The sequence below is a fragment of the Lysinibacillus sp. Y5S-8 genome (assembly GCF_036894365.1).
GTDB classification, from domain to species: domain Bacteria; phylum Bacillota; class Bacilli; order Bacillales_A; family Planococcaceae; genus Lysinibacillus; species Lysinibacillus fusiformis_D.
Genome location: NZ_CP145889.1, coordinates 4,501,486 through 4,519,585, shown reverse-complemented (window position 1 = coordinate 4,519,585; position 18,100 = coordinate 4,501,486). Strand labels below are relative to the sequence as shown.

General features: G+C 39.1%; 12 protein-coding genes. All 12 read left to right on the top strand.

All coding sequences use genetic code 11. The annotated features are described in order from the left end of the window. Positions 1-35 precede the first annotated feature (35 nt). The 12 genes from V6670_RS22200 to V6670_RS22145 all read left to right on the top strand — a co-directional run bounded on the left by V6670_RS22200 (position 36) and on the right by V6670_RS22145 (position 18,043). Positions 36-638 (top strand): class I SAM-dependent methyltransferase, encoded by a 603-nt coding sequence (locus V6670_RS22200; RefSeq protein WP_058845123.1) that lies wholly within the window; start codon positions 36-38, stop codon positions 636-638. Positions 639-879: 241 nt separating this feature from the next. Continuing rightward, positions 880-4,455 carry a DNA-directed RNA polymerase subunit beta gene (gene rpoB / locus V6670_RS22195; RefSeq protein ID WP_186436175.1) on the top strand — a complete coding sequence of 1,192 codons (3,576 nt, stop codon included), beginning with the start codon at positions 880-882 and terminating at the stop codon, positions 4,453-4,455. 203 nt (positions 4,456-4,658) lie between these two features. Further along, on the top strand, positions 4,659-8,342 hold the full coding sequence (gene rpoC, locus V6670_RS22190) for a DNA-directed RNA polymerase subunit beta' (protein ID WP_338652147.1): 3,684 nt from the start codon (positions 4,659-4,661) through the stop codon (positions 8,340-8,342). A 137-nt stretch (positions 8,343-8,479) separates the two neighbouring features. Next, positions 8,480-8,728, top strand: a complete 249-nt coding sequence (locus V6670_RS22185) for a ribosomal L7Ae/L30e/S12e/Gadd45 family protein (RefSeq protein WP_036123715.1) — start codon at positions 8,480-8,482, stop codon at positions 8,726-8,728. 98 nt (positions 8,729-8,826) lie between these two features. Next, complete coding sequence (gene rpsL, locus V6670_RS22180; RefSeq protein WP_010860613.1) at positions 8,827-9,246, top strand: 30S ribosomal protein S12; 420 nt, start codon at positions 8,827-8,829, stop codon at positions 9,244-9,246. Positions 9,247-9,395: 149 nt separating this feature from the next. After that, on the top strand, positions 9,396-9,866 hold the full coding sequence (rpsG, locus tag V6670_RS22175; protein WP_036123710.1) for a 30S ribosomal protein S7: 471 nt from the start codon (positions 9,396-9,398) through the stop codon (positions 9,864-9,866). Between the two features lie 80 nt (positions 9,867-9,946). After that, entirely contained in the window at positions 9,947-12,025 is a 2,079-nt protein-coding gene (gene fusA / locus V6670_RS22170) for an elongation factor G (protein WP_141904514.1), read from the top strand. A 136-nt stretch (positions 12,026-12,161) separates the two neighbouring features. Beyond that, complete coding sequence (gene tuf, locus V6670_RS22165) at positions 12,162-13,349, top strand: elongation factor Tu (protein WP_036123706.1); 1,188 nt, start codon at positions 12,162-12,164, stop codon at positions 13,347-13,349. 155 nt (positions 13,350-13,504) lie between these two features. Beyond that, on the top strand, positions 13,505-14,194 hold the full coding sequence (locus tag V6670_RS22160) for a response regulator transcription factor (RefSeq protein ID WP_338652146.1): 690 nt from the start codon (positions 13,505-13,507) through the stop codon (positions 14,192-14,194). 5 nt (positions 14,195-14,199) lie between these two features. Then, complete coding sequence (locus V6670_RS22155) at positions 14,200-15,216, top strand: sensor histidine kinase (RefSeq protein WP_338652145.1); 1,017 nt, start codon at positions 14,200-14,202, stop codon at positions 15,214-15,216. Between the two features lie 96 nt (positions 15,217-15,312). Then, positions 15,313-16,074 carry an ABC transporter ATP-binding protein gene (locus tag V6670_RS22150; RefSeq protein ID WP_036123701.1) on the top strand — a complete coding sequence of 254 codons (762 nt, stop codon included), beginning with the start codon at positions 15,313-15,315 and terminating at the stop codon, positions 16,072-16,074. Beyond that, positions 16,064-18,043 carry an ABC transporter permease gene (locus tag V6670_RS22145; RefSeq protein WP_338652144.1) on the top strand — a complete coding sequence of 660 codons (1,980 nt, stop codon included), beginning with the start codon at positions 16,064-16,066 and terminating at the stop codon, positions 18,041-18,043. The genes V6670_RS22150 and V6670_RS22145 overlap by 11 nt, the downstream gene beginning before the upstream one ends. Positions 18,044-18,100: the final 57 nt, after the last annotated feature.

Sequence of the window (18,100 nt, the reverse complement as noted above, 5' to 3'; positions counted from 1 at the left end):
GCGAGCTTTTTTCTTCATTCTGAGGAGGCATGAAAATGTCAGATCATTATTATACAAGTAAGCCTCAAACTGAGAGTAAACCTCGTCACTGGACATTCAAGTTACTAGGGCATTCGTTTTCGTTTGAAACGGATGCAGGTGTATTTAGTAAAAGCGAAGTAGATTTTGGATCCCGTGTTTTAATAGACGCTTTTAAAATGCCTAATATTAATGGTGCGATATTGGATGTAGGTTGTGGATATGGGCCGATAGGATTATCGATTGCCAAAGCGAATCCAGACCGTACCGTTTATATGATGGATATAAATGAACGCGCAGTTACACTTTCGCAAAAAAATGCGCAAGTGAACGGTGTTCAAAATGTGCGAATATTTGTGAGTGACGGCCTATCGATGGTTGATACAGATGTAGAAGCTGCAGCTATCTTAACGAATCCACCAATTCGTGCAGGGAAGGAAACGATTTTCCGCTTTTACGATGGAGCTTATGATCGACTAGTGCCTTCGGGTGAGCTTTGGGTAGTCATCCAGAAAAAACAAGGAGCACCATCGACAGTAAGTTACCTAGAAGAAAAATTTTCAGAAGTCGATATTGTCGAGAAGAAAAAAGGGTACTGGATAGTACGCGCAAAAAAATAAATGAAATATGTATAATTTATTGACTTGACAAATCGGCTATGATAATATGATACAATGCAAAAATATTATTTTGAGGTCGTATGCCCTTTTGTATAGAAATGTTTTTATATGGGTATACTTGCCAAGATAAGTTTAGTTAACCGAAAATGAGATCTTTTTGAAGACTCGTTTTCTTTTTGTCTTTCGAAATCATACACTATTTGTATGATTTTGCAAAGACCTAATATCGCTTTATTGAGGGGTGAATGAGTTGACAGGTCAACTAGTTCAGTACGGACAACACCGCCAGCGTAGAAGCTTTGCGCGTATTAAAGAGGTGCTTGAGCTTCCAAATCTGATTGAGATTCAAACGGCGTCTTACGAGTGGTTCCTTGAAGAAGGTTTACGTGAAATGTTCCGTGACATTTCGCCGATCGAGGACTTTACAGGTAATCTTTCATTAGAATTCATCGATTATTCATTAGGTGAGCCTAAGTATGATGTTGATGAATGTAAAGAGCGAGATGTTACTTACGCAGCTCCATTACGTGTGAAAGTACGTCTTTACAACAAAGAAACAGACGAAGTGAAAGAACAAGATGTCTTCATGGGTGACTTCCCATTAATGACAGAAACAGGTACGTTCATTATCAACGGTGCTGAACGTGTTATCGTTTCACAATTAGTTCGTTCACCAAGTGTGTATTTCCATGATAAAACTGATAAAAACGGTAAAAAAGGTTTCGGCGCAACGGTGATTCCAAACCGTGGTGCATGGTTAGAGTATGAAACTGATGCAAAAGACGTAGTTTATGTGCGTATCGATCGTACTCGTAAGCTACCAGTAACAGTGTTACTACGTGCACTAGGCTTCGGTTCAGACCAAGAAATTATCGATATTATCGGTGATAACGAGTATTTACGTAATACGTTAGAAAAAGATAACTCTGAAAGTACAGAAAAAGCACTTTTAGAAATCTATGAACGTTTACGTCCAGGTGAGCCTCCAACAGTAGAAAGTGCGAAGAGTTTATTGTACTCTCGTTTCTTCGATGCAAAACGTTATGATTTAGCGAATGTTGGTCGCTACAAAATGAATAAAAAGCTTCATATTAAAAATCGTTTATTTAACCAAACGATTGCTGAAACGCTTGTAGATCCTGAAACAGGCGAAATTTTAGTAGAAAAAGGTACAGTGCTTGACCGCCGTACTCTAGATAAAATTCTACCTTACCTAGAAGATTCATCAAAAGGTATTGGTTACCGTACTTTATCGCAAGTTGGTGGCGTGCTTGAGGACGATGTAACAATCCAATCTATTAAGATTTATGCACCGAAAGATGAAGCACAAAAAGAAATTAATATCATCGGTAATGCGTACATTGATGAAGAAGTGAAGAATATTACACCAGCTGACGTTTTATCTTCAGTAAGCTATTTCTTCAACTTACTTTACCAAGTAGGCGCAACAGATGATATTGACCATTTAGGTAACCGTCGTCTACGTTCAGTAGGTGAGTTACTACAAAACCAATTCCGTATCGGTTTATCTCGTATGGAACGTGTAGTACGTGAGCGTATGTCCATTAACGACACAGCTGCAATCGTACCGCAACAATTAATTAATATTCGTCCTGTAATTGCGTCTATTAAAGAGTTCTTCGGTAGCTCTCAATTATCTCAATTCATGGACCAAACAAACCCTCTAGCAGAGTTAACACATAAACGTCGTTTATCTGCATTAGGGCCTGGTGGTTTAACACGTGAGCGTGCTGGTTTTGAAGTGCGTGACGTTCACTACTCTCACTACGGTCGTATGTGTCCAATCGAGACACCTGAGGGTCCAAACATTGGTTTAATCAACTCATTATCTTCATTTGCCAAAGTCAATAAATTTGGATTCATCGAAACGCCTTATCGTCGTATTGATCACGAAACAGGTCGAGTAACGGATCAAATTGATTATTTAACAGCTGATGAAGAAGATAACTACTATGTAGCACAAGCAAACTCGCTATTAAATCCAGATGGTACCTTTACTAATGAAGAAGTAGTAGGTCGTTTCCGTGGGGATAACACAGTATTCAATAAAGCTCAAATGGACTACATGGACGTATCTCCTAAACAAGTAGTTTCTGCTGCGACTGCATGTATCCCGTTCTTAGAAAACGATGACTCTAACCGTGCACTTATGGGTGCCAACATGCAACGTCAAGCAGTTCCACTTCTTAACCCAGAAGCACCATTCGTTGGTACGGGTATGGAACATGTTGATGCGCGTGATTCAGGTGCAGCTGTTGTAGCGAAATACGATGGTATTGTTGAGCACGTAGAGGCTCGCTCTATCCATGTTCGTCGCATTGAAGTTGTAGACGGCAAAGAGGTTAAAGGCGATTTAACAAAATATAAATTACAAAAATTCATTCGTTCAAACCAAGGTACTTCATATAACCAACGTCCACTTGTAAAAGTTGGAGAGCGTGTGAAACCTCGTGATATTTTAGCAGACGGTCCATCAATGGAAAGAGGCGAACTGGCTCTTGGACGTAACGTACTTGTTGCATTCATGACTTGGAACGGCTTTAACTATGAGGATGCTGTTATTATGAGCGAGCGCCTTGTAAAAGACGATGTCTATACATCTGTTCATATTGAAGAATATGAATCAGAATCTCGTGATACAAAGCTTGGGCCTGAAGAAATCACTCGCGATATTCCGAACGTTGGAGAAGATGCACTTCGTAACCTAGACGAACGTGGTATTATCCGTATTGGTGCGGAAGTACGTGATGGCGATATTCTGGTAGGGAAAGTAACACCTAAAGGGGTTACAGAATTAACTGCGGAAGAGCGTTTATTACATGCAATCTTCGGTGAAAAGGCTCGTGAGGTTCGTGATACTTCATTACGTGTACCACATGGTGCTGGCGGTATCATTCTTGACGTTAAAGTATTTAACCGTGAAGATGGCGATGAATTACCACCAGGCGTTAACCAATTAGTTCGTGCTTATATTGTTCAAAAACGTAAAATTCGCGTTGGGGACAAAATGGCCGGACGTCATGGTAACAAAGGGGTTATCTCTCGTATCTTACCGGAAGAAGATATGCCGTTCATGCCAGATGGCACGCCTGTTGATATCATGTTAAATCCACTTGGTGTACCTTCTCGTATGAATATCGGACAAGTTTTAGAGTTACACTTAGGTATGGCTTCCCGCTACCTAGGCGTTCACATGGCAACACCAGTATTTGATGGTGCTAATGAAGAAGACGTTTGGGAAACAATGGAAGAAGCAGGGATGAACCGTGACGGTAAAACAATCCTGTATGATGGACGTTCTGGTGAACCATTTGATAACCGTGTATCTGTTGGGATCATGTACATGATCAAACTTGCTCACATGGTTGATGATAAACTTCACGCACGTTCAACTGGTCCTTACTCACTTGTTACGCAGCAACCACTTGGTGGTAAAGCGCAATTTGGTGGACAACGTTTTGGTGAGATGGAGGTATGGGCACTTGAAGCATACGGTGCTGCATATACACTTCAAGAAATCTTAACGGTTAAATCCGATGACGTTGTTGGTCGTGTGAAAACATATGAAGCCATCGTTAAAGGTGAAAGTGTACCAGAGCCAGGTGTTCCTGAATCATTCAAAGTATTGATTAAAGAACTTCAATCTCTTGGTATGGATGTTAAGATGTTAACAGTTAATGATGAAGAAGTAGAGCTTCGTGATTTAGACGAAGAAGAAGATCTTCAACCAGCTGATGCACTTAACATTGCACCACAGCCAGATACAGAAGAAGAGCCAGTAGAGTCTTTTGAATAATGGAAACCCAAATTCACAATGGTGAATAAGGTCAAACTTATTTTTCAAATTAGCCGGGCAGGATTTAACGCCCTGCCTGGCTTTTTCTTTTAATAAATCATTCTATTTCTAATCCTTTGCCAAAGAGGCAATTCTTTGCAAGCGATTATCGAGCTGCGTAAAAGAGTCTTTATAAAGACCTATACTAGAGGGAGGTAGGCTCCTTGATAGACGTTAATGAATTTGAATATATGAAAATCGGTTTAGCATCCCCTGACAAGATTCGTTCTTGGTCATATGGTGAGGTTAAAAAGCCTGAAACAATTAACTACCGTACATTAAAACCAGAAAAAGATGGTTTATTCTGTGAACGTATCTTTGGTCCAACTAAGGATTGGGAATGTCATTGTGGTAAATATAAACGTGTACGCTATAAAGGCGTAGTTTGTGACCGTTGTGGCGTTGAAGTAACGCGCGCTAAAGTTCGTCGTGAACGTATGGGACACATCGAATTAGCAGCACCAGTTTCTCATATCTGGTACTTCAAAGGTATTCCAAGCCGTATGGGTCTAATTCTAGATATGTCACCACGTGCATTAGAAGAAGTTATTTATTTTGCTTCATACGTTGTGATTGAAGCAAGTGCTACTAATTTAGAAAGCAAACAATTACTTTCTGAAAAAGAGTACCGTGCATACCGTGAAAAATTCGGCAACACATTCGAAGCTGCAATGGGTGCAGAAGCAATCAAAAAACTATTAAGCAAAATTGACTTAGAGGATGAAACACATTCTTTAAAAGAAGAGTTAAAATCTGCACAAGGTCAAAGACGTACTCGTGCTATCAAACGTCTAGAAGTTGTTGAATCTTTCCGTAACTCAGGTAACTCACCTGAATGGATGATTCTAGATGTTCTACCTGTTATTCCACCAGAGCTTCGTCCAATGGTGCAATTAGATGGTGGTCGTTTTGCAACTTCCGATTTAAACGATTTATACCGTCGTGTAATCAACCGTAATAATCGTTTAAAACGTTTATTAGATTTAGGTGCGCCAAGCATCATCGTACAAAACGAAAAACGTATGCTACAAGAAGCTGTTGACGCATTAATTGATAATGGTCGTCGCGGACGTCCTGTAACAGGTCCTGGTAACCGTCCACTAAAATCACTTTCACATATGCTGAAAGGTAAACAAGGTCGTTTCCGTCAAAACTTACTTGGTAAACGTGTTGACTATTCTGGTCGTTCCGTTATCGTAGTAGGTCCAAACTTAAAAATGTACCAATGTGGTTTACCAAAAGAAATGGCTATCGAATTATTCAAGCCATTCGTAATGAAAGAGTTAGTAGAGCGTGGTCTTGCTCATAACATTAAATCTGCTAAGCGTAAAATTGAACGTTTAAACAATGACGTTTGGGACGTTTTAGAAGATGTTATTCGTGAGCATCCAGTATTATTAAACCGTGCACCAACGCTTCACCGTCTTGGTATTCAAGCATTTGAACCAACACTAGTTGAAGGTCGTGCTATTCGTCTTCACCCATTAGTATGTACAGCGTATAACGCTGACTTCGATGGTGACCAAATGGCGGTTCACGTACCGTTATCAGCAGAAGCTCAAGCAGAAGCTCGTCTTCTAATGCTTGCAGCACAAAACATCTTGAATCCAAAAGATGGTAAACCTGTTGTAACACCTTCTCAAGATATGGTATTAGGAAACTACTACCTAACACTTGAACGTGAAGATGCTCGTGGTGAAGGTACTGTTTTCTATGGTCCAAATGAAGTCTTAATTGCATATGATACAGGTCATGTACATTTGCATACACGTATCGCGATTAAAGCGAGTTCGTTAAATAACCCAACATTCACAGAAGAGCAAAATAATATGTTCTTATTGACAACTGTTGGTAAAGTAATCTTTAACGAAATCTTGCCAAAATCATTCCCTTATATTAATGAGCCAACTGATTTCAACTTAGAGCAAGTAACACCAGAGAAATACTTCGCTAAATTAATAATTGACGAAGATACACTGAAAGAGCTTGAATCAGATAGCGCTTATAATAATTTAGATGAAAAAGGGAAAATTGATGCACAACGTACAGCTGTATTGCGCAAATATTTTGCATCAGTACCAGTTGTAAATCCATTCCGTAAAAAATTCTTAGGAAATATCATTGCTGAAGTGTTTAAACGTTTCCACATTACTGAAACATCTAAAATGCTTGACCGCATGAAAAACCTAGGATTTAAATATTCAACACGTGCTGGTATTACTGTAGGTGTATCTGACATCGTAGTATTACCTGATAAAGGCGAAATTTTAGCGGTAGCTCAAGAAAAAGTGGATAAAGTTCAAGCGCAATTCCGTCGTGGTTTCATTACAGAGGATGAACGTTACGATCGTGTTATCTCAAGCTGGAGTGCTGCGAAAGATGAAATTCAAGCGAAACTGATGAAGTCACTTGAGAAAACAAACCCAATTTTCATGATGTCTGATTCAGGTGCCCGTGGTAACGCATCTAACTTTACTCAGTTAGCTGGTATGCGTGGTCTGATGGCCAACCCGGCTGGTCGTATTATTGAACTTCCAATTAAATCTTCATTCCGTGAAGGTTTAACAGTATTAGAGTACTTCATCTCTACTCACGGTGCTCGTAAAGGTCTTGCCGATACAGCCCTTAAAACTGCCGATTCAGGTTACTTAACACGTCGTCTTGTTGACGTTGCACAGGATGTTATTGTGCGTGAAGATGACTGTGGTACTGACCGTGGCTTAACAATTGGCGCATTAATGGAAGGCACAGAACTGATCGAAGCGCTAGATGAACGTATTGTTGGTCGTCATACGAAGAAAACAATCGTACATCCTGAAACGGGTGAAGTTATTTTAGGAAGAGATGGTTTAATCGACCAAGATGTTGCTCGTGCAATTATTGAAGCAGGTATCGAGGAAGTGACAATCCGTTCAGCATTTACATGTAATACAAAACATGGCGTATGTAAAAAATGTTACGGCATGAACTTGGCAACAGGTGAAAAGGTTGAGGTTGGAGAGGCAGTTGGTATTATTGCAGCTCAATCAATCGGTGAACCAGGTACACAATTAACAATGCGTACATTCCATACAGGTGGGGTTGCCGGAGATGATATTACACAAGGTCTTCCACGTATCCAAGAGATCTTTGAAGCACGTAATCCAAAAGGTCAATCTGTTATTTCAGAAATCACAGGTACTGTTTCAGATATCACAGAAATTCGTGAAGGCTTAAAAGAAATTACTATTCAAGGTGACGTAGAAACTCGTAAGTATCAAGCACCTTATAATGCACGCTTAAAAGTTATCGAAGGTGATAATGTAGAGCGTGGTCAAGTTTTAACAGAAGGTTCTATCGATCCAAAGCAATTGTTAAAAGTCAAAGACGTTTCAACTGTTCAAGAATATTTATTAAAAGAAGTTCAAAAAGTATACCGTATGCAAGGGGTAGAAATTGGTGATAAACATATCGAGGTAATGGTTCGCCAAATGCTTCGTAAAGTACGTGTAATTGAAGCTGGAGATACAGATTTATTACCAGGTTCATTACTAGATATCCACCAATTTGCAGAGGCAAATGCAGATGCTGTTATGAATGGCAAAAATCCTGCAACTTGTCGTCCTGTTATCCTGGGTATTACAAAAGCTTCTCTTGAAACAGAATCATTCTTATCTGCAGCATCGTTCCAAGAAACAACACGTGTGTTAACAGATGCAGCAATTAAGGGTAAACGTGACGAGCTTCTTGGATTAAAAGAGAACGTAATTATCGGTAAACTTGTTCCTGCAGGTACTGGTATGCAACGTTACCGTCAAATCCGCATCGAAAAAGATGAGCTTGACACAGAAGTTGTTTCTGCCGAATAGACATTAAAATAGGACCGAAGAGATGGAATTTCACCGTCTCTTCGGACTTTTTAAAGATATTAGTTGACAGTGTAAATTGGTAATGATAATATATTGAAGGTTGATAGTTAACTGTCTGTACTTCGGAGGATATGAAAATGTCTTATGATAAAGTAAGGGCTAGTCAAACAATCATAGGTACAAAGCAAGCAGTAAAAGCAATGCGAGCCGGTTCAGTGAAAGAACTTCTTGTGGCACTTGATGCAGACAATTGGGTAACCGATTCGGCCATATCTTTCGCGAGAGAAATCGGTATACCAGTTATTCTTGTTGAGTCGAAAAAGGAACTGGGCAAGGCCTGTGGAATCCATGTTGGAGCTGCGGTAGTTGCGATTACTGTAGAGTAGTTTTTGTGTATTAAACACAAAGACTTTGTTTTTACCCAAAAAATGAACCACCTGGATGTGTGGTATTAACAAGGAATAAATGAAGGGAGGAAATATCGATGCCTACAATTAACCAATTAGTACGTAAGCCTCGTCAATCTAAAATCACGAAATCAAAATCACCAGCGTTAAACAAAGGATATAACTCATTTAAAAAATCTTTAACTGATGTTAAATCACCACAAAAACGCGGTGTTTGTACTCGTGTTGGTACAATGACACCTCGTAAACCGAACTCAGCGTTACGTAAATACGCTCGTGTACGTTTAACTAACCAAATTGAGGTTACAGCTTATATCCCAGGTGAAGGCCACAACTTACAAGAGCACAGTGTTGTTCTTATCCGTGGCGGACGCGTAAAAGACTTAGCGGGTGTTCGTTACCATATCGTACGTGGAGCTCTTGATACAGCTGGTGTAAACGGTCGTTTACAATCACGTTCTAAATACGGAACAAAACGCCCTAAAGAAAAAAAATAATTTAACGTTAAATAACGTTATTTAATACTGAGCCTCATACTAATTGTCACAAATATCGAATCTTGCTAGCAGATTTGATATTTGATCGACAAATACGAAAAGGCCAACTTTATAAAATAATCGATAACTATTCGAAAGGAGGAAAACACATGCCTCGTAAAGGTCCTGTTTCCAAACGTGACGTGTTACCAGATCCAATTTATAGTTCAAAACTAGTAACTCGTTTAATCAATAAAATGATGGTTGATGGTAAAAGAGGTACTTCTCAAAAGATTTTATACGGTGCGTTCGAACTTGTTAAAGAACGTTCTGGTGAAAATCCAATTGAAGTATTCGAAGCCGCTCTAAACAACGTAATGCCAGTTCTTGAAGTTCGTGCTCGCCGTGTTGGTGGTTCAAACTACCAAGTACCGGTTGAAGTACGTCCAGAACGTCGTACAACTTTAGGTCTTCGTTACCTAGTTAACTATGCTCGTCTTCGTGGTGAAAAAACTATGGAAGAACGTTTAGCTAACGAAATTCTTGATGCTTCTAACAACACTGGTGCATCAGTTAAGAAACGTGAAGACATGCACAAAATGGCAGAAGCGAACAAAGCATTCGCTCACTACCGTTGGTAATTTAACCTATGTGTTAGCCAGTTAGCTAACACAAGGTCTCTTATACAGTCTTTACCCCAATATGGAAGGAGAAATTTCCTATGAAACGCGAATTCTCACTTGAGAATACTCGTAATATTGGGATCATGGCTCACATTGATGCTGGTAAAACAACAACAACTGAGCGTATCCTTTATTACACTGGTAAGATTCACAAAATCGGTGAAACTCATGAAGGCGCTTCTCAAATGGACTGGATGGAGCAAGAGCAAGAGCGTGGTATTACAATCACTTCTGCTGCAACAACAGCCCAATGGGCAGGCCATCGTGTAAACATCATCGATACTCCTGGACACGTAGACTTCACTGTAGAAGTAGAACGTTCATTACGTGTACTTGACGGTGCTGTTACAGTACTAGATGCTCAATCTGGTGTTGAGCCTCAAACTGAAACTGTATGGCGTCAAGCTACAACTTATGGTGTTCCACGTATTGTATTCATTAATAAAATGGATAAAACAGGAGCAGATTTCTTATATTCTGTAGGAACTCTACATGATCGTTTACAAGCAAACGCTCACCCTATCCAATTACCTATCGGAGCTGAAGATCAATTCTCAGCAATCATCGACCTAGTTGAGATGAAAGCTACTTTCTATGGCGACGAAAAAGGTACAGCAGTAACTGAAGGAGAAATTCCTGAAGAATACCGCGCACAAGCTGAAGAATACCGTGAAAAACTAATCGACGCTGTTGCAAGTGTTGATGAAGAAATCATGGAAAAATATTTAGAAGGCGAAGAAATTACTGTTGCGGAACTTAAAGCGGCAATCCGTCGTGCTACAATCGCAGTAGAATTTTACCCAGTAATCTGTGGTACAGCATTCAAACACAAAGGCGTACGTCCAATGTTAAATGCCGTTATCGATTACTTACCATCTCCAGTTGATGTACCAGCAATCAAAGGTACTTCAGTAGATGGTGACGAAGAGTTAGAACGTAAATCTTCTGATGAAGAGCCATTCTCAGCTCTTGCATTCAAAGTTATGACTGACCCATTCGTAGGTAAATTAACTTTCTTCCGTGTGTACTCTGGAACATTAGATTCAGGTTCATACGTGCAAAACTCTTCTAAAGGTAAACGTGAGCGTGTAGGTCGTATCCTACAAATGCACGCTAACTCTCGTGAAGAGATCTCAAAAGTATTTGCTGGAGACATCGCAGCAGCAGTAGGTCTTAAAGACACTACTACTGGTGATACTCTTTGTGATGAGAAGAACCTAGTTATTCTTGAATCAATGGAGTTCCCTGAGCCAGTAATTTCTCTTTCTGTAGAACCAAAATCAAAAGCTGACCAAGATAAAATGGGTCAAGCTTTACAAAAACTTCAAGAAGAGGATCCAACTTTCCGTGCTCATACTGACACAGAAACTGGACAAACAATCATCTCAGGTATGGGTGAACTTCACCTTGATATCTTAGTTGACCGTATGCGCCGTGAATTTAAAGTAGAAGCTAACGTAGGTGCTCCAATGGTATCTTACCGTGAAACATTCCGTAGCTCTGCAAAAGTTCAAGGTAAATTCACTCGCCAATCTGGTGGTCGTGGACAATACGGAGACGTAACGATTGAGTTCTCTCCAAATGAAGAAGGTAAAGGATTTGAATTCGAAAACGCTATCGTTGGTGGTGTAATTCCTCGTGAATACATTCCTGCAGTTGAAGCAGGTCTTCGTGACTCTCTTGACCGCGGTGTAGTAGCTGGTTACCCTCTAATCGACATTAAAGCGAAATTAGTATTCGGTTCTTACCATGACGTTGACTCGAATGAGATGGCGTTCAAAATTGCTGCATCTATGGCTCTTAAAGAAGCTTCGAAACAATGTGACGCTGTTATCTTAGAACCAATGATGAAAGTAGAAGTTGTAATTCCGGAAGAATACCTTGGCGATATCATGGGTAACATTACTTCTCGTCGCGGACGCGTTGAGGGTATGGATGCTCGTGGTAACTCACAAGTTGTTCGTGCAATGGTTCCTTTAGCAGAAATGTTTGGTTATGCAACAACACTTCGTTCTGCAACACAAGGTCGTGGTGTATTCTCAATGACATTCGATCATTATGAAGAAGTACCAAAATCAATTGCTGCTGAAATCATCAAAAAAAATAAAGGTGAATAATTGAATTTTCATCTTGCATAAAGTATAACTAATTTGTAAGCTATGATTGCAGGATAGGGGATGGGCCCGTTCTCTATCAGCATTCATTCTATAAATTTCAAAAATAAAACATATAATTTTGAGGAGGCAATCTCTAATGGCTAAAGAAAAATTTGACCGTTCTAAAACGCATGCTAACATTGGTACAATCGGACACGTTGACCATGGTAAAACTACTTTAACTGCTGCAATCGCTACAGTTCTTTCTAAAAAAATGGGTGGTACAGCTAAATCATACGCTGACATCGATAACGCTCCAGAAGAAAAAGAGCGTGGTATCACAATCAACACTTCTCACGTAGAATATGAAACAGAAACTCGTCACTATGCACACGTTGACTGCCCAGGACACGCTGACTATGTTAAAAACATGATCACTGGTGCTGCACAAATGGACGGCGGTATCTTAGTAGTATCTGCTGCTGATGGCCCAATGCCACAAACTCGTGAACACATCCTTTTATCTCGTCAAGTAGGTGTTCCATACTTAGTAGTATTCATGAACAAATGTGATATGGTTGATGACGAAGAATTATTAGAATTAGTAGAAATGGAAATCCGTGATCTACTATCTGAATATGACTTCCCAGGTGACGATATTCCTGTAATCAAAGGTTCTGCTCTTAAAGCTCTTGAAGGTGAACCAGAATGGGAAGAAAAAATCGTTGAATTAATGGACGCTGTAGATTCTTACATCCCAACTCCAGAACGTCAAACTGACAAACCATTCATGATGCCAGTAGAGGACGTATTCTCTATCACTGGTCGTGGTACAGTTGCAACTGGCCGTGTTGAACGTGGTCAAGTTAAAGTTGGTGACGTAATTGAAATCATCGGTATCGCTGAAGAAGCTAAATCTACTACTGTAACTGGTGTAGAAATGTTCCGTAAATTATTAGACTATGCTGAAGCTGGTGACAACATCGGTGCTTTACTACGTGGTGTTGCTCGTGAAGAAATCCAACGTGGTCAAGTATTAGCTAAACCAGGTTCAATCACTCCACATACAAACTTCAAAGCTGAAGTTTACGTTTTATCAAAAGAAGAGGGTGGCCGTCATACTCCATTCTTCTCTAACTACCGTCCTCAGTTCTACTTCCGTACAACTGACGTAACAGGTATCTGTAACTTACCAGAAGGCGTTGAAATGGTAATGCCTGGTGATAACATCGAAATGACAGTTGAACTTATCGCTCCAATCGCTCTTGAAGAAGGTACTAAATTCTCTATCCGTGAGGGTGGCCGTACTGTAGGCGCTGGCGTAGTTGCTTCTATCCAAAAATAATTTTAGCTTTCGCTAATTATCAAACCAATCTGTAGGGACGCTTACAGATTGGTTTTTTGTGTTAAAATAAGGGAAATCAAATGATTTTAATTAGTGTATGTATACATAACAGCTAGCATGTCATCCAGGATAAATAAAGGAAAGGGGAATTGAACATGGACATGAAAATCTTGCTCATTGAAGATGATCCATCCATTTTTAATATGATTCAAGAACGTTTTGCACATTGGTCATTACAAGTGGTTGGTCCTAAAAATTTTAAAAAGGTGATGGACAACTTTATAGAGGAGAAACCACATCTTGTGCTGATTGATATTCAATTACCTGCCTATGATGGCTTTCATTGGTGTCGAGAAATACGTCATTTATCCAAAGTACCCATCCTTTTTCTCTCGTCTCGAGATCATCCAATGGATATGGTGATGGCTATGCAAATGGGAGCAGATGATTTTATACAAAAGCCATTCCATATGGAAGTGCTACTCGCGAAAACACAGGCGATTTTACGAAGAACCTATGACTATGTTGAGGAGAAAATGGACGTTACATGTTTTAATAACGCCGTTATTGATTATACAAGAAGTGAGATTATATTTAATGGGGCTACCGCTTCCTTAACGAAAAACGAGCTCTTCATTTTACGAATTTTAGTGGAACAGGTTAATCAGATTGTTTCAAGAGACGAATTAATGAGAAAGCTTTGGGATGATGAACGTTTTGTCAATGATAATACTTTGTCGGTAAATGTTAATCGATTACGTACAAAGCTAGAGGATATTGGTTTACCAGAAGTGATTCTAACTAAAAAAGGACTTGGATATATGGCAGTCAGCCAGAGGACGTGAAAAACGTGTTATTATTATTTATAAGAGAACGCTTTGCATGGATTGGTTTTTTTATTTTCATTTTTACACTTCTAAATGTGCTATTTTCTTTAGATGTTGGTTTAAATAGTATTTCAATATGGTATGTAAACATTAGTTTGCTTGTTAGTTTTACGCTCTTTTTTGTGTGGCGTTATGTCAATGAAGTTGGGAAATTAAAAGATTTCCTGGGAAATATGGACGGCTACCTTGATGAAGCACATAAAAATAGACTAGTTTTAACTCCTTTTCAGGAAGCATGCTTTCAAAAAATGGAAAGTGTCTTTTATGAGAAGAACATGGAGTTAAATCAAGCTAAAGTGCAACTACAAGAGTATTCAGATGAGCTGTTGGCTTGGGTTCATGAAGTAAAGGCCCCTTTAACAACGATTAATTTATTATTAGAGCATATTGAGGATGTATCACTGCGCCGAAAATTAGAGAATGAATGGCTGAGACTACATCTTTTAGTCGATCAACAGCTACATCAAACAAGATTAGCCTCTATTGAAAAGGACAACTATTTAAATGAGGTCGAGCTGAAACCGATTGTCTATAAAGAAATCAGGGGTATGCAGGCTTGGTGTATTGAAAAAGGTATTGGCTTTGAAGTCGCTGAGCTTACAGATACGGTTCTGACTGATGGCAAGTGGCTGGCGTTTATTGTTCGGCAAATTCTCTCAAATGCCATAAAGTATAGTCCAGTAAATTCTGAGGTCACAATTTTTACTGAACATGACCCAACAGGTGCGACATTATTACATATAAAAGATGTAGGTATAGGTATTCCTTTAGAGGATTTACCTCGAATTTTTCAAAAATCGTATACGGGAACAGCGGGAAGAGAATCCTCACAATCTACAGGAATGGGTCTTTATTTGGCATCCAATGCAGCCCGGAAAATCGGGATTCGCATCTATGTTCAATCGAATGTTGGAGACGGCTCATTATTTACACTGCGTTTTCCCTTACAAAATGAATATGTCAAACTAACAGGTAGATGACGAAATTGTCACCTACCTTTTTATATTGTCATGTAAAACGCACGAATGAATAGCTATGACAGGGTACACTTGGATTATAGAAAGGGGCGTTATCACGTGACAGTTTTAATTGGTCGTAAAATAAAGAAAGTATATGGCAAAAAATCAACGGCTCAAGAAGTGCTAAAGGGTATTGATTTAGAAGTAAATAAAGGTGAGTTTGTAGGCATTATGGGACCTTCAGGTTCAGGTAAAACAACACTTTTAAATGTCTTGTGTTCTATAGATTTCGCAACAGAAGGTGTAATTGAAATAAACGGTCATAATTTGCGTGATATGAAAGAAAAGGCGTTAGCGAATTTTCGACGAGAGCAGCTAGGATTCATATTTCAAGATTATAATTTACTGGATACCCTCACAGTAAAGGAAAATATCCTTCTGCCATTAGCTATCAGTAAGTTACCAAAAGCTGTTGCGGAAAGTCGAGTGAAAGAGCTAACATCCCTATTGGGTATCACAGAAATTTTAAATAAATATCCCAATGAAATATCTGGTGGACAAAAGCAGCGTACCTCTGCTGCACGTGCACTTATTACGACCCCATCGTTGGTATTTGCAGATGAGCCTACTGGTGCATTGGATTCTAAATCGGCTACAGCCTTGCTCCAAAATCTCCAAAACATTAATGAGACGAAAGAAGCGACAATAATGATGGTTACACATGATGCAGTAGCTGCAAGCTTCTGCACACGTGTTTTATTTTTAAAGGATGGCCTGATCTATAGTGAACTTTATAAGGGTGATAAAACAAGGCAGGCATTTTTCCAAGAAATCATGCATACGCAAAGTGTGCTAGGCGGTGACGGGTATGAGTCTTAGTAAGCTAGTGATTAGAAGCATGAAGAAAAATATGAAGCACTACTATCTATATTTCTTTGCTCTTATTTTTAGTGTTACTTTGTATTTTTCCTTTGTTACATTGCAAAATAATTCTGAGGTATGGGATGCTGTTCAAATGAGTGGAACGGCTACGGCAGGATTTAAAGCAGCCACTTATATTCTCTATTTTATCGTTTTATTCTTCGTCCTATATGCAAATCATTTATTTATGAAACGTCGTAGTAAGGAAATAGGCTTGTACCAATTGATAGGCATGACAAAGGGGCTAATCGTGCGTTTACTAGCGATTGAAAACATTCTCTTATTTATTGGTGCTGTTATTCTAGGGATGCTGGCAGGTTTCTTTAGCTCACGCGTATTTGCTATGATTTTACTACGTGTCCTTGAAAAAGAAGCTCTTGTAACCATGACATTTAGTACACAGGCATTACAGCAGTCGATGATCGTATTTGCTATTCTTTTGGTTATTGTTCTTGTACAGATGGCTTGGATGATTCATCGTGTTTCATTATTATCACTGTTTAGCGCGGCAAAACAAGCAGACGAGCGTGTGAGGCGTTTTAGCGCATTACAAATGGCAATTGGCTTTATGGGTCTTATGCTGATTGCTTATGGCTACTATGCGTCAACAAAGCTATTTGATATTGAATCAACTGGTCATTTATTTATCAATATGATGATAATTTTAGCTACGACTATTGGTGGTACATTTCTTGTCTTTCGTTTCTCCGTAGCCTTTATTATGAATACTATTCGCTTGAAGAAAAAAGGGCATTTATCTATCAAGGATGTATTAGCATTAACACCGATTATGCATCGCATGAAGAGCAACGCAAAGTCATTAACACTTATCACTGTATTAACAGGTGTGTCTCTAGGTGTAACGACGCTATCCTATATCGCCTACTATTCCTCAGAGGCATCGGCTTATAGCCAAGTACCTGGTGATTTCATATTGCTAGAAGAGCAGGGTCAGACCTTCTTAGAGGAGTTAGAGAAAAATAACATTACGTATGATAAAGTAGATTATCGTTTACAAGGAGTAACAGCCTCTGTAGGTCAATTAATGTCTAAAATGCAGCAGGACAATCCTTTATATGATATGGAAGGAACAATCTATACTATCCCGCTTTCTGATTATCAGCAAAGCGTTCCTGAAGCCTCGCTATCAGGCAACGATGTTATCTTAACCAACTATGGCGGTTATATGGCTGAAATGTTTCCATTAGAAAAAGATCGTGATGTAGTGGTATCTGCAGGAGAGCTTGAAGAAACTTTCCATGTAGTAGATGTTCATGATAAAAGTGTTATAAGTGGTATTGTCACGGCTGGAGGTGGCGGACCTATCTTTGTTGTGACAGATGACATGTTTACAAGTTTAACTACGCAAGCAGCGTTTTATCCTTGGCATCAACAAACAACCATTACAATAACAGCAAAAGAAGAATTAGAAACAGCAGAGAAATTATATATTCAAACAAATGCAGGAGTTATTACGGCTGTAGAAGGTGATGGTAAGACACAGCAATATACACAATCTTCCTTTGAAGAAAAACGTAAAGATAATATTGAAACATTAGGTCTTACGATTTTTACAACAGCATTTTTAGGATTAGCATTTCTAATGACAACTGGTAGTATTCTATACTTTAAACAAATGTCTGAGGCAGAGGAAGAAAGAAGTTCCTATACAATACTCAGAAAAATTGGTTTTGCCGAGAAAGACATCATGAAAGGCATTTATATGAAACAGGCCTTTAATTTTGGTGTCCCATTAGTTATTGGATTATTGCATAGCTACTTTGCTGTTAAGTCAGGATGGTTCTTATTTGGTACAGAGTTAACGGCTCCCTTGTGGATTGCGATGTGCTGTTACGTAGCGTTATATACGATCTTTGGCATACTTTCGGTTGGCTATTATAAAAAAGTTGTTCGTGAATCGTTGTAACAATTAAATATGAAGAAACTCAAAAACAGTGTAATGATTAATCCTTACACTGTTTTT

Excerpts from the sequence above, each read along its gene's own strand:
- V6670_RS22185 (WP_036123715.1), top strand. The coding sequence starts at position 8,480 with ATGTCTTATGATAAAGTAAGGGCTAGTCAAACAATCATAGGTACAAAG.
- rpsG (WP_036123710.1), top strand. The coding sequence starts at position 9,396 with ATGCCTCGTAAAGGTCCTGTTTCCAAACGTGACGTGTTACCAGATCCA.
- rpsL (WP_010860613.1), top strand. The coding sequence starts at position 8,827 with ATGCCTACAATTAACCAATTAGTACGTAAGCCTCGTCAATCTAAAATC.
- V6670_RS22200 (WP_058845123.1), top strand. The coding sequence starts at position 36 with ATGTCAGATCATTATTATACAAGTAAGCCTCAAACTGAGAGTAAACCT.
- tuf (WP_036123706.1), top strand. The coding sequence starts at position 12,162 with ATGGCTAAAGAAAAATTTGACCGTTCTAAAACGCATGCTAACATTGGT.
- fusA (WP_141904514.1), top strand. The coding sequence starts at position 9,947 with ATGAAACGCGAATTCTCACTTGAGAATACTCGTAATATTGGGATCATG.
- V6670_RS22145 (WP_338652144.1), top strand. The coding sequence starts at position 16,064 with ATGAGTCTTAGTAAGCTAGTGATTAGAAGCATGAAGAAAAATATGAAG.
- V6670_RS22160 (WP_338652146.1), top strand. The coding sequence starts at position 13,505 with ATGGACATGAAAATCTTGCTCATTGAAGATGATCCATCCATTTTTAAT.